The organism is Malikia sp. (genome assembly GCF_028687635.1).
Taxonomy (GTDB): Bacteria; Pseudomonadota; Gammaproteobacteria; order Burkholderiales; family Burkholderiaceae_C; genus Malikia.
Genome location: NZ_JAQTZS010000006.1, coordinates 32,599 through 43,601 on the forward strand (window position 1 = coordinate 32,599; position 11,003 = coordinate 43,601).

Sequence of the window (11,003 nt, forward strand, 5' to 3'; positions counted from 1 at the left end):
TGATGTTCGCCGTGAACACGACCAAGACCTTGCAGCTGCGCATCAAGGACAAGCACGCTCGCTTGTTGCGTCAGATGGCGCGCGAGGTCAATCAGGTCTGGAACCACATCAACGCGGTATCGTCCAAGGCCGCACGGCCATTCGCTGGCCAACCACGCTACCTCTCCGGCTACGACCTGCAAAAGCTCACGGCCGGCTTCAGCCAGTGCGACGGCATCGCCATCGGCAGTGGCACCGTGCAGGTGGTCTGCGCAGAATACGCCACCCGGCGCAGGCCGTTCAAACGCTCACGCCTGAACTGGCGCGTCTCGAATCCGAAATCGTCCAAGTATTCGCTGGGCTGGATTCCGTTCAAGATCGGTCACGCCCGCTACAAGGCCGGTCGGATCCAGTTCGCCGGCCAGCATTTCAGCCTCTGGGACAGCCACGGCCTGGCGGACCACGAACTCCGCAGCGGTTCGTTCAGCGAGGACAGCCGGGGCCGCTGGTACTTGAACGTCGCCGTCGAGATCCCGGAACTCGTCGGTCCGTGCCTGCCGGGGCCTACGGCCAGCGTCGGCATCGACCTGGGGCTCAAGGACTGCGCCACCACCTCGGACGGGCTCAAGCTGGAAGGTCGCTGGTACCGGGCACATGAGGCCAAGCTCGCCACCGCCCAGCGGGCGAGAAAGAAACGCCGCGTCAAGGCCATCCACGCCAGGATCGCCAACCAGCGCAAGGACGCGCTGCACCAGTTCAGCACCGCCCTGGTGAAAGAGCACGCCGCCATCTTCGTGGGCGACGTGGCCAGCGCCAAGCTGGTCAAGACAAGAATGGCCAAGTCCACGCTCGACGCGGGCTGGTCCATGTTCAAGACGATGTTGGAGTACAAGAGCCATCAGGCCGGTATCGTCTTCGAGGTAGTGAACGAAGCGTATTCCACCCAGACTTGCTCGTGCTGCAGGGCCATCCCCGCCAGCAGTCCGAAAGGTAGGGCGGGTTTGCGAATAAGAGAATGGTCTTGCAGCCAGTGCGCGACGGTCCACGACCGGGACGTGAACGCGGCCAGGAACATTCTCGCGGCGGGGCATCGCCGTCTGGCAGCAGGAATCCCCGCCCTTTAGGGCGGGGAGGATGTCAAAAAATCGGCCGAGCAAGAGACAAATGAGCACCACCATGAATCTGATTCCACTGGGCGCGAGCGAGCTGCGCGTGACCCCGATCTGCCTGGGCACCATGACCTTTGGCGAGCAGGTCGGCGAGGCCGACAGCCACGCCATTCTCGACCGCGCGCTTGAGCGCGGCATCAATTTCATCGACACCGCCGAGATGTACGCGGTGCCGGCGCGCGCCGAGACCTGCGGCGCGACCGAGACCATCGTCGGCCACTGGCTGGCCAGTCGTCCCGGCGCGCGCGAGCGCATCGTGCTGGCGACCAAGGTCGCCGGTCCCTCGCGCGGCATGCCCTGGATCCGCGGCGAGCAGTCCTGCCTGACCCATGCCGAGATCCTGGCCGCCTGTGATGGCAGCTTGCGCCGGCTGCGGACCGACTTCATCGATCTGTACCAGATCCACTGGCCGGCGCGCCAGGTGCCTGCCTTCGGCCAGATCTACTACGACCCGGCCAAGGAAACCCCTTGCGCCTCGATCCACGAGCAGCTCGAAGCCCTGGCCGAGTTGGTGCGCGCTGGCAAGGTGCGCGCGATCGGCCTGTCCAACGAGACGCCCTACGGCGTGCATGAGTTCGTGCGCCTGGCCGAGCAGCATGGCCTGCCGCGCGTGGCCACGGTGCAGAATCCCTACTGCCTGATCAACCGCACGGTCGAGAACGGGCTCGACGAGACCCTGCACCGCCTGGGCGTGTCGCTGCTGGCCTATTCGCCGCTGGGCTTTGGCCTGTTGAGCGGCAAGTATGATGCGAGCGGTTTCGAGTCGCCCACCGCGCCCGATGGTCGCATGGCGCGCTACGAGTCGATGCGCAAGCAGCGCTGGGGCCGGGCTGATTCGCTGGCTGCGGCGCGGCGCTACAACGCGCTGGCGCGCGAGCGTGGCCTCACCCCGACGCAGCTGGCGCTGGCCTTCTGCTACACCAAGTGGCAGGTCGCCAGCACCATCATCGGCGTGACCACGCTGGCCCAGCTCGACGAATGCCTCGACGCCTGGGGCACCACGCTGGCTCCTGAGCTGCTGCAGGCGATCGACCAGATCCGCTGGGAGCAGCGCGACCCCGCTGCCTGAGTCCCGCCCACCTTCTATCCTGGATAACGCATGTTTGATTTGACTACCCTGGCCGTCGTCTTGGCAGCCTACCTGATCGGCTCGCTCTCCTTTGCCGTGATCGTCAGCCGTGTCATGGGCCTGAACGACCCGCGCAGCTACGGCAGCAAGAACCCCGGCGCGACCAATGTGCTGCGCTCGGGCAGCAAGAAGGCGGCGATCGCGACCCTGCTGCTCGACGGCGCCAAGGGCTGGCTGCCGGTCTGGGTCGTGTCGCACTGGGGGGTGAGCTGGGGTCTGGGTGACGGTGCGCTGGCGCTGGTCGGCATGGCGGCCTTCCTGGGCCACCTGTTTCCGGTCTTCTTCCATTTCAAGGGCGGCAAGGGCGTGGCGACCGCCGCTGGCGTGCTGATCGGCTTCGAGCCCCTGCTGGGCCTGGCCACGCTCGGCAGCTGGCTGTTCGTGGCGCTGGTGCTGCGCTATTCCTCGCTGGCGGCCGTCGTCGCGGCGCTGTTCGCGCCCGGCTTCTATGTGCTGGTCAGCGGCGAGAGCTGGGCCTGGTACGGCAGCCCGTCGGTCGCGCTGGCCGTCACGCTCATGAGCCTGCTGCTGCTGTGGCGCCACCGTGGCAACATCACGCGCCTGATCGCGGGCCAGGAAAGCAAGATCGGCAGCAAGAAGTGATTGCCATCCTGGGCGTGCCGTGGCACGCCGGAAATGAAGTTTTCCCAGGTTTCATATGAAGCAACCAATCAAATTCGCCCGGCTGGCCGGCGTAGCCGCCTTTTCCGTCGCCCTCCTGACTGGCTTGCCGGCTCAGGCGCAGCAGGAAATGGCGCATGTCGTCAGCAGTACCCCGGTCATGCAGCAGGTGCCCGTCACGCGCCAGGTCTGTCAGGACGAGGCCGTCACGCGCGGCGGCCAGAAGTCCGGCGCCGGCGCGCTGATGGGCGGCCTCGCAGGCGGTGCGATCGGCAACGCGATCGGCAAGGGCAGCGGCAATGCCGCGGCCACCGCGCTGGGCCTGTTCGGCGGCGCGATCCTGGGCAACAGCATCGAGGGCGAGGCGCCTCCCGAGACCCAGATGGTCAGGCGTTGCTACCCGCAGACCGTCTACGAGAGCCACGTCAGTGCCTACAACGTGGTCTACGAGTTCGGCGGCAAGCAGTACAGCGCCCAGATGCCAAGCGACCCGGGCCAGTACGTGCAACTGCAGATCACGCCGATCGTGCCGCGTCCGCCCTCGGGCTATGCCCCTGCCGGCTATACGCGGTCGGGCTACCCCCAGTCAGGCTACGGGCGCTGAGTCGCCTCAGACCAAAGCAATAATAATCATACGCAATGATAATTGTGCGGTTATAATGCCATCAAGTTACTAGTTTCTTTGGTGTATTTCGTCCATCTTGGGCGAACCGCCCGCTTCCTGACCAGGTAGATGCCATGCGTCTGACACAGTGGACCGATTACAGCCTGCGCATGCTGATGTACTGCGCCATCCACCAGGAGCGTCCACGTGCACCCACCGTCGGTGAGATCGCCGAGGCGCACGGCATCTCGCGCAGCCACCTGACCAAGATCGCGATGACGCTCGCGGCTGCCGGCTTGCTGGAGACCACGCGGGGTCGCGGTGGCGGTCTGCGCCTGCTCAAGCCCGCTGACCAGATCCGGATCGGCGATGTGGTGCGGATGACCGAAACCGATTTCAATCTGGTCGAATGCTTTGATGCGGGCAGCAACAGTTGCCGCATCGTCGGCCACTGCCGGCTCAAGAGCGTGCTCTCCGATGCCATGTCGGCCTACCTCGCCGTGCTCGACGATGCCACGGTGGCCGACCTGATCCTGCCCGTCAGGCCCAGGTCGAAGACTCAGGTCGTGTCGCTGCCGGTCCTGGCGACCGGTCATTTCAACGTCTGCAACATCCAGCAAGACGTATACTGATCAAGGCAGACCGTCCGTCGAGAGGCGGGTATCCAGCCGGAATTTTCAAGCAAGGAGTTCACATGAACAAGCTCAACATCCTGGCAGCCGCGCTGATCGCCGGCACCGCACTGACCGCCCAGGCCGGCCCGGCCGAAGACGCGCTGAACAAGAGCGGCTGCATGGCTTGCCACGCCAAGGACAAGAAGCTGGTCGGCCCGTCCTTCCAGGACATCGCCGCCAAGTACAAGGGCCAGGGTGACGCCATGGCCAAGCTGTCGGAAAAAGTCCGCAAGGGCGGCGCTGGCGTCTGGGGCCCGATCCCGATGCCCGCCAACGGCCCGGAGAAGATCAACGACGCCGATCTCAAGCTGGCCATCCAGACCATCCTGAAGTCCTGATCGGACCTGTTCCGACTGAAAACCGCCGCCGTGGAGCGTTCCACCGCAGCGGTTTTTTTGCGCGCTCCTCATGGCAGGACAATACCGTCCTGCATCAGTATCCGAATTGGACATGAAATCTTTGCGTGAACTCGGCGGCCTGGTCTATTCGACCGACAGCGGTCGCATGTGTCCCGCCTGCCGCCAGCCCGTGGCGGACTGCCAGTGCGCCAGCCAGCGCGCGCTTCCCGCTGGCGACGGCATCGCGCGCGTGCAGCGCGAGACCAAGGGACGCGGCGGCAAGGCTGTCACGATCGCGCGCGGCCTGGCGCTCGACGCCGAGGCGCTGGCGCTGTTGGCCAAGCGGCTCAAGGCCGCCTGCGGCAGTGGTGGCACGGTCAAGGACGGCCAGATCGAGGTGCAGGGCGACCACTGCGACAAGGTGGTCGCCTTCCTGCAGGCCGAGGGCTTCAAGGTCAAGCGCAGCGGCGGCTGAAGCCAGCCACCTGCTGGTCTTCAGGGTTGGGCGGAGTAGAAGGTGGCGCCGTCGGGCGTCATGACGCCGTTTTTCACTTCCAGCTTGATCTGCTGGCCGTCGCCGCTCCAGGTCGAGAGGTTGAAGGTCGGAGCGTTGGCGTCGGCCTGCACGATGTCGACCGCCTTGATCGACAACGGCAGCCCCGCCGCGCACTGGCCGGGAGCCTGGCTGGTCGAGACGAAGAAGGCCTTGCTGGCGCTGTCCTGGTTGTTGGCGTTGGTGACCCGTTGCGCGATCAGCTGGCCATTCCCGTTGGGTGCGACCAGCAGCGCCGTCTCGACCGACAGGCCGATGCCGCGCGCGTAGAGGTCGGTCTGGCTGGGTTTGGGCGCCATGCCGGGGTTGAGGATGCCGCCGGGGCAGCCATTGCCCCAGCTGCCGCCGCCGATCTGGCGCGCCACGAAGGTCACGAGTCGGCCCAGGCGGTCGCGGCTGTCCAGATGGCTGTCGAACACGATGTTGAACAGGGGCGCTGGCGTCAGGAAGCCGGCGCCTTTCGTGCTGACGTCATCGGCTACGTACTGTGTCAATGTCAAGGGGTCCGGGTCCAGCGTCATGTACTTGTTGTAGGGATCGGCCAGTGCCTGGGTGGAGCTGACCGTGCCCCTGAGCGCGGCGAAGTCGAACTGCCCCAGCACCGCCAGTCCGGCGCTGGTGCCGCCGATCGGCACCTGGTTCTTCATCAGTTCCAGCAGGCTCGCTTCGAGAGCGCTGCGCTTCCAGTCCCGGATGTAGTCACTCTGGTCGCCGCCCGCGATGAAGACCGCGTTGGCCGAGCGGACAACCTGATTCACGAAGTCGCTGTTGGCCGCCGCCCGGTTCGGGATCACCAGCGTTTCAACCGAGCTCAAGCCCAGCTGGGCGCCGCCGACCCAGTCGTCGGTCGCGGGCTGATCGGTCTGCAGGGATGCGTTGCTGTAGTAGATGTAGGGGTTGTAGCCGTCGGCGCCGCGCGCGCGCACGATGACGAAGCGCCCGCCGGTGGCCGGTTTGCCGGCTGCAGCGGGGCGCACGCCGGCGCGCTCTATCATCCAGCGGAAAGCCTGGTCGACGTCGGGTCCGCCACCCATCAGCACGAAGGATGGCGTGTTGGCCTTGTCCTTGAGGTCGATCCGCTGGTCCGGTGCGGGAGTCGAGGGCGTGCTGTAGTAGAGGTAGCCGTCCTTGCTGGTCCAGTCGCCAGCGCTGGCTGCCGCCGGCACCAGTGTCAAGCCCGCCAGCGCCAGCAGGCAGCTGGTCAAGCATCCGTTCGAGCTGATTCCCGGCTGGTTCGATCGGGCCGTCCTTTTCCTGTTTGTCATGCCTGACTCCATTGAGAAATGGCGTAAATGAGTTTTTCGCCTGGGAGTGAGTTTAGGCCGATCCCGGTTCCAAGGAAATCCCCGGCCGCCTCAGAGCAAGACGCGGTCGCGCAGCCTGGCGTAGAGCCGCGCGTTCATGCCGCGCACCCGTTGCAGCTCGTCGAGCGAGGCGAAGGGGCGCGAGGCCACGATGGTGCGTGCGAGCTTGTCGCTGATCCCGGGCACCGAGCGCAGCCTGGCCGTGGTCGAACGGTTGATCGAGGGTGCGGCGGCACCCGATGGCTGGGGCCAGTCCAGCGCCCTCCAGTCGCGCGTGACGTAGGCGGACTGGGTCCATTCGCGCAGCATCAAGGTCAGATGCGTGCGCGCTGGCGAGGCTGGGGGCGTTTCGGGCAGGCACCAAGCCGGATTCAGCCTGTTCCGGCGTTGCTGGCCGCCCAGGCTGCCGAGCAGCGTGCTGCCCAATGGCTGGCCCCGGAAGTCGCCGCCGGCATAGGGCTGCTCCAGCGCCCAGAGCTCCAGCGCCAGCCTGCCGCTGATGTCGGCTGCGTCGCGCGGGTTGACGATGGCTTCGATGCCGAGCTGCAGCGTGCCGCCCTCCAGCCGGGCCTGCACCGCCCCTTCCAGTGCGGGTTGCAGGAAGCGCTGTGGAATGGCGAAGCGTTGGCGGTCGTGCAGCCTGTCCCAGGTGCCTGGTCGGCCCGAGACCAGGCTCAACGACAGCCGACGCTTGGACTGGCCGGCGGGCGGTCTCAGCGGCAGGCTGGCGCTGATCCGCGCCAGGCCCCGTGCGTCCGGTTGCAGAGCGCCCAGCGGCAGTTCAGCGAGCAGCAAGCTGTCGTCGGCCCAGAGTTGCAGCGCCATCGGCCTTCGAGCCCCGACTGCCAGGCTGCCGCCCCGCAGCCCCGCCCGCAGTTCGACGCGGTCGGTCTCGAAGCGCAAGCTGGCTTCGCCGGCGAAGGCGGTTGGCATCCAGGGGGTAGGGGTGGAGTCTTGGTGCATGGTCGGCTGACAGAACGGAAAAGGTCCGATTATCTGGCTGCGAGGCGGTTCACCAGCGCGTGCGCACCGTGTAGTCCAGCTGTGCCGAGCCGCCAGCCGGCACGGCCACGGACCAGGACGCGGCATGCGCCGAGTCCTTGCGGCTGTGCTGGCTTTCCTGCACGATCTCCCAGTCGCCCGGCAGGGTTTCCAGCACCCGGATCGTGACCGCCTCGTTGCGGGCGTTGTGCAAGCTCAGGCGCCAGCTGCTCTCGCTGCTGCGCTCGCCCAGCTGGCGAAACGCCGTTTGCCGACGCTCGGCCGACAGATCGAAGGCCGTGCCCAGTCTGAGCCTGATGGTCTGGTCGCGGGCGGTGTGCGCGATCCGGTCCTCGCCGATGAACTGCGTCGCGCCCTCGCGGTCAGGGCCGTAGACCCGGACCACGCCGGCTGGCAGCGGCTGGCCCAGCTGAGCGCCCCGGTTGTCGAATTCCAGGTAGACCGAGGGCTTGAGCTGCTGTGCCGGCTGATCCTGTCGTTCGAGCTGGAACGGCTCGGCGCTGGCGAGCAGGTACTCGCGCCGCACCGGCACGGCGGCTGCCGTGAGCAGGGCCAGCTGCCGGGTCTGCTGGTCCGCGATCGTGACCGGACGCTCGAAGCGGTAGAGGTGGTAGTCCAGCAGCGTCTCCTCGGTCGGCTCCGCGCTGGCGCGCAGCACGGCGGCGGGCGCCATGCGCTCGCTGGCCATGAAGCGGTCCTGCACCCGGTTGGGCGAGCCGGCGACCAGCTGCAGGCTGGCATCCGGGTAATCGGTGCCACTGCGGTTGGCCAGCGTGATCCAGCCCGAGAGGTCCAGGCTGCGGCCATCGGCCGAGAGCCGGGCCACATAGTCGGTCTTCCAGGACAGGCCGCCGGTCTGGTAGGCGAGCTCGAACGTCTGCGGGCCAGTCGCCGCTTCGAGCAGCACCGACAGGGTGGGGCCCGGTTGCAGTCCGGGCGGCAGGCGGTCGAAGACGATGCGACCCGGGTAGTGGGTTTCGATCCGGTCGGCAAAGCGCAGCACCGCTGCGTTGCCGGCGGCCAGCAGGGTGGCCCGCTCGCTCCGGTCCTCGCCCGTGACCGGATGCTCGCGCAGCACGGTGACCTCGCGACCGACATGCTGCTGCAACAGCGTCTGCGGTGTCAGGACCCTGGCCTCGAAGTCCTGCTCCAGCAGCTTGAACGCGCCGCTGCCGAGCGGGCGCAGCATGACGGTCTCGGGGCGTAGCAGGACCGGTACCTGGCCCAGGTTCACGCGCACCTGACCGCCCGGCAGCCTGAGCTGGCGCCGCTCCCTGACCAGGGCCAGGTCGCCGGAGTAAAGCGTCAGTGAGAGGGCCTCAGCTCCCGAGGCATCCACGCTCGCCTCCCGGCTGCCTTGAGCCTGCGCCGCAGTCGCCATGGTCAGTGCCGCCGCGATGCCCAGCATGATTTTCATGTCCGCCTCCCCCGAATGGTCGATCCGGAGACCAGCTTAGCTGAAGCTGGCGGCGCGGCAAAGCAAAACGGCCTGCAATCCGGAAGATCGCAGGCTGTTGTCTGTATGGTCGGCGTGGTGGGATTCGAACTCACGACCCCTTGCACCCCATGCAAGTGCGCTACCAGGCTGCGCTACACGCCGAAGCCTCGCATTATAGCTTGGCCAGTTCCCGGTTCAGCAAGCGTTTGGCTGAATTGCGCACGATCAGCTGCTGCAGCCCGGAGGCCTGGTCGAACAAGGCTTGGCCTTGTTCGTGACAGGACTGGGCGTATGGCTTGAGTCGTTGTTCCGCCCAGCTGGCGACCTTGGACTTGGCGGCGTGGAGCAAGGTCTTGCTTTCATCGCCGGACAAGCCGTCGAGGTAGGCTTGGCCGGTATGGGCGAACGCGCTCTCGAGGCGGAGTTGCCACTGTTTTTGTTCCTGGGGCGTCGGGTTGGCGTGCAGGTCGGACTTGACCTCGCGTTCCAGCGCCGCGACACAAAGCGCGACTTCCGAGAAGCGTGACGCCATGGGGGCAGATGGCATGCCGGTTTGGCCGGCCTGCGCGCCTGTGCTGACCAGCAAGAGGGCCAGCATCAGCGGACGAATGGGTCGTTTGGGGCTCATGGTTCTTTGAACATCCAAGTATGAGGCATGTTGGATGCCTTTGCTGGAGTCTGCGGCGCCAAAGCAAAACGGCCCGCAATCCAGAAGATTGCAGGCCGTTGTCTGTATGGTCGGCGTGGTGGGATTCGAACTCACGACCCCTTGCACCCCATGCAAGTGCGCTACCAGGCTGCGCTACACGCCGAAGACTCGTATTTTAGGCACAAAAATCGGTTTTTCGCTAGCCAGCCAGAATTTTTCTGATGTCGAGCAGTTCTTTCCGCACCTTGGCCCAGTCGGGGCCGGCGGGTCTGGCATCCGCCGTGACCTCCTGCGGATTCAGCAGGCGGTTGCGCGCACCGGCGATGGTGTAGCCCTGCTCGTGCAGCAGTTCGCGGATGCGGCGCACCATCAGCACCTCGTGGTGCTGGTAGTAGCGTCGGTTGCCGTTGCGCTTCATGGGCTTGAGCTGGGTGAATTCCTGTTCCCAGTGGCGCAATACATGAGGCTTGAGCGCGCAGAGCTCGGCCACCTCGCCGATGGTGAAGTAGCGCTTGGCGGGAATGGGCGGCAGTGCGTCGCTCATGGGTCACGCGGCCCGGATCAGGGTTTCGAGCTTGACGGCATCGGCACAGAAGGCACGGATGCCCTCGGCCAGTTTCTCGGTACCCATGGCGTCCTCGTTGAGCGCGAGGCGGAAGGCGGACTCGTCGTACCGAGCGAAGTGCAGCTCCAGCGCGCGGGCGGCCTCGGGGTCGAGCGCGCGCGCCAGCGGCGCCTCGCTCGCCGCCAGCTGGGCCAGCAGCTCCGGGCTGATGGTCAGCAGGTCGCAGCCCGCCAGCGCCTGGATCTGGCCGACGTTGCGAAAGCTCGCGCCCATGACCTCGGTCGCGATGCCGAAATGCTTGTAGAACTGGTAGATCTGGCGCACCGACTTGACACCGGGGTCGTTGGCGCCAGACATCGCGGCCTCGTCCCACGACGCGCCGGCCTGCTTCTTGTACCAGTCGTAGATGCGCCCGACGAAGGGCGAGATCAGCCGCACCTTGGCGTGGCCGCAGGCCACCGCCTGGCAGAACGAGAACAGCAGCGTGAGGTTGGTGTGGATGCCGCGCTGCTCCAGCTGTTCGGCCGCCTGGATGCCTTCCCAGGTCGCGGCGATCTTGATCAGCACGCGGTCGGTCGGCACGCCCGCGGCCTGGTAGAGCTCGATCAGGCGCTCGGCGCGCGCGACGGTGGCCGAGCTGTCGAAACTCAGGCGCGCGTCGACCTCGGTCGAGACGCGACCGGGCACGCGCTGCAGGATCTCGCAGCCAAAACGCACCAGCAGCCGGTCGACGATCTCGTCGAGCGGGCGCTCGCGAAAGCGCGCGACGGTGTCGGCCAGCAGGTGGGCGTACTCGGCCTTTTGCACCGACTTGAGGATCAGCGAGGGGTTGGTGGTGGCATCGCGCGGCTGGAACTGCTCCAGTTGCAGGAAATCGCCGGTGTCCGCGACCACGGTGGTGTATCGTTTGAGTGCGTCGAGCTGGGTCATCCCTCCATGTTAGCCCAAGCGCGCCGCGAAAAATTGTCAGACTGAAGG

13 protein-coding genes and 2 tRNA genes are annotated in these 11,003 nt (G+C 66.4%); 7 read left to right on the plus strand and 8 right to left on the minus strand.

The features are described from left to right. Nucleotides 1-11: 11 nt before the first annotated feature. The 7 genes from PHR85_RS05885 (at nucleotide 12) to PHR85_RS05915 (ending at nucleotide 4,989) form a co-directional block, all read left to right on the plus strand. A complete protein-coding gene (locus PHR85_RS05885) occupies nucleotides 12-1,103 on the plus strand; it encodes a transposase (protein ID WP_300051699.1) in 1,092 nt (363 codons plus the stop codon). A gap of 52 nt (nucleotides 1,104-1,155) precedes the next feature. Further along, complete coding sequence (locus PHR85_RS05890; protein WP_300051701.1) at nucleotides 1,156-2,217, plus strand: aldo/keto reductase; 1,062 nt, start codon at nucleotides 1,156-1,158, stop codon at nucleotides 2,215-2,217. A 30-nt stretch (nucleotides 2,218-2,247) separates the two neighbouring features. Beyond that, nucleotides 2,248-2,880, plus strand: a complete 633-nt coding sequence (gene plsY / locus PHR85_RS05895; protein WP_300051703.1) for a glycerol-3-phosphate 1-O-acyltransferase PlsY — start codon at nucleotides 2,248-2,250, stop codon at nucleotides 2,878-2,880. Between the two features lie 55 nt (nucleotides 2,881-2,935). Next, nucleotides 2,936-3,502, plus strand: coding sequence for a hypothetical protein (locus PHR85_RS05900; RefSeq protein ID WP_300051705.1), 567 nt, complete (start codon nucleotides 2,936-2,938; stop codon nucleotides 3,500-3,502). A gap of 134 nt (nucleotides 3,503-3,636) precedes the next feature. Further along, on the plus strand, nucleotides 3,637-4,134 hold the full coding sequence (locus PHR85_RS05905; RefSeq protein ID WP_300051708.1) for an Rrf2 family transcriptional regulator: 498 nt from the start codon (nucleotides 3,637-3,639) through the stop codon (nucleotides 4,132-4,134). 62 nt (nucleotides 4,135-4,196) lie between these two features. Then, nucleotides 4,197-4,514 carry a c-type cytochrome gene (locus PHR85_RS05910; RefSeq protein ID WP_300051711.1) on the plus strand — a complete coding sequence of 106 codons (318 nt, stop codon included), beginning with the start codon at nucleotides 4,197-4,199 and terminating at the stop codon, nucleotides 4,512-4,514. A gap of 112 nt (nucleotides 4,515-4,626) precedes the next feature. Continuing rightward, nucleotides 4,627-4,989, plus strand: coding sequence for a translation initiation factor Sui1 (locus PHR85_RS05915; protein ID WP_300051714.1), 363 nt, complete (start codon nucleotides 4,627-4,629; stop codon nucleotides 4,987-4,989). A 20-nt stretch (nucleotides 4,990-5,009) separates the two neighbouring features. Here the strand turns inward: PHR85_RS05915 and PHR85_RS05920 are convergent, their stop codons facing one another. The 8 genes from PHR85_RS05920 to tal all read right to left on the minus strand — a co-directional run bounded on the left by PHR85_RS05920 (nucleotide 5,010) and on the right by tal (nucleotide 10,955). Further along, nucleotides 5,010-6,272, minus strand: coding sequence for a cyanophycinase (locus tag PHR85_RS05920; RefSeq protein ID WP_300051717.1), 1,263 nt, complete (start codon nucleotides 6,270-6,272; stop codon nucleotides 5,010-5,012). A 150-nt stretch (nucleotides 6,273-6,422) separates the two neighbouring features. Continuing rightward, nucleotides 6,423-7,334, minus strand: coding sequence for a helix-hairpin-helix domain-containing protein (locus PHR85_RS05925; protein ID WP_300051720.1), 912 nt, complete (start codon nucleotides 7,332-7,334; stop codon nucleotides 6,423-6,425). Nucleotides 7,335-7,383: 49 nt separating this feature from the next. Beyond that, the gene (locus PHR85_RS05930) at nucleotides 7,384-8,790 is read right to left on the minus strand and encodes a DUF4139 domain-containing protein (RefSeq protein WP_300051723.1); all 1,407 of its coding nucleotides are present in this window, start codon (nucleotides 8,788-8,790) and stop codon (nucleotides 7,384-7,386) included. Between the two features lie 106 nt (nucleotides 8,791-8,896). After that, nucleotides 8,897-8,973 (minus strand) — tRNA-Pro (locus tag PHR85_RS05935). A 10-nt stretch (nucleotides 8,974-8,983) separates the two neighbouring features. Next, nucleotides 8,984-9,439 carry a hypothetical protein gene (locus PHR85_RS05940; RefSeq protein WP_300051726.1) on the minus strand — a complete coding sequence of 152 codons (456 nt, stop codon included), beginning with the start codon at nucleotides 9,437-9,439 and terminating at the stop codon, nucleotides 8,984-8,986. Nucleotides 9,440-9,546: 107 nt separating this feature from the next. After that, nucleotides 9,547-9,623, minus strand: a tRNA-Pro gene (locus PHR85_RS05945). A 36-nt stretch (nucleotides 9,624-9,659) separates the two neighbouring features. Continuing rightward, nucleotides 9,660-10,004, minus strand: coding sequence for a MerR family transcriptional regulator (locus PHR85_RS05950; protein ID WP_300051729.1), 345 nt, complete (start codon nucleotides 10,002-10,004; stop codon nucleotides 9,660-9,662). Nucleotides 10,005-10,007: 3 nt separating this feature from the next. Then, nucleotides 10,008-10,955: a transaldolase gene (gene tal, locus PHR85_RS05955; RefSeq protein ID WP_300051732.1), complete on the minus strand. Its 948-nt coding sequence runs from the start codon at nucleotides 10,953-10,955 to the stop codon at nucleotides 10,008-10,010. Nucleotides 10,956-11,003 lie beyond the last annotated feature (48 nt).

What these genes read in the sequence shown, in the direction of transcription:
- PHR85_RS05890 (WP_300051701.1), top strand. Translation starts at nt 1,156, where the DNA reads ATGAATCTGATTCCACTGGGCGCGAGCGAGCTGCGCGTGACCCCGATC.
- plsY (WP_300051703.1), top strand. Translation starts at nt 2,248, where the DNA reads ATGTTTGATTTGACTACCCTGGCCGTCGTCTTGGCAGCCTACCTGATC.
- PHR85_RS05900 (WP_300051705.1), top strand. Translation starts at nt 2,936, where the DNA reads ATGAAGCAACCAATCAAATTCGCCCGGCTGGCCGGCGTAGCCGCCTTT.
- PHR85_RS05905 (WP_300051708.1), top strand. Translation starts at nt 3,637, where the DNA reads ATGCGTCTGACACAGTGGACCGATTACAGCCTGCGCATGCTGATGTAC.
- PHR85_RS05910 (WP_300051711.1), top strand. Translation starts at nt 4,197, where the DNA reads ATGAACAAGCTCAACATCCTGGCAGCCGCGCTGATCGCCGGCACCGCA.
- PHR85_RS05915 (WP_300051714.1), top strand. Translation starts at nt 4,627, where the DNA reads ATGAAATCTTTGCGTGAACTCGGCGGCCTGGTCTATTCGACCGACAGC.
- PHR85_RS05925 (WP_300051720.1), bottom strand. Translation starts at nt 7,334, where the DNA reads ATGCACCAAGACTCCACCCCTACCCCCTGGATGCCAACCGCCTTCGCC.
- PHR85_RS05930 (WP_300051723.1), bottom strand. Translation starts at nt 8,790, where the DNA reads ATGAAAATCATGCTGGGCATCGCGGCGGCACTGACCATGGCGACTGCG.
- PHR85_RS05940 (WP_300051726.1), bottom strand. Translation starts at nt 9,439, where the DNA reads ATGAGCCCCAAACGACCCATTCGTCCGCTGATGCTGGCCCTCTTGCTG.
- PHR85_RS05950 (WP_300051729.1), bottom strand. Translation starts at nt 10,004, where the DNA reads ATGAGCGACGCACTGCCGCCCATTCCCGCCAAGCGCTACTTCACCATC.
- tal (WP_300051732.1), bottom strand. Translation starts at nt 10,955, where the DNA reads ATGACCCAGCTCGACGCACTCAAACGATACACCACCGTGGTCGCGGAC.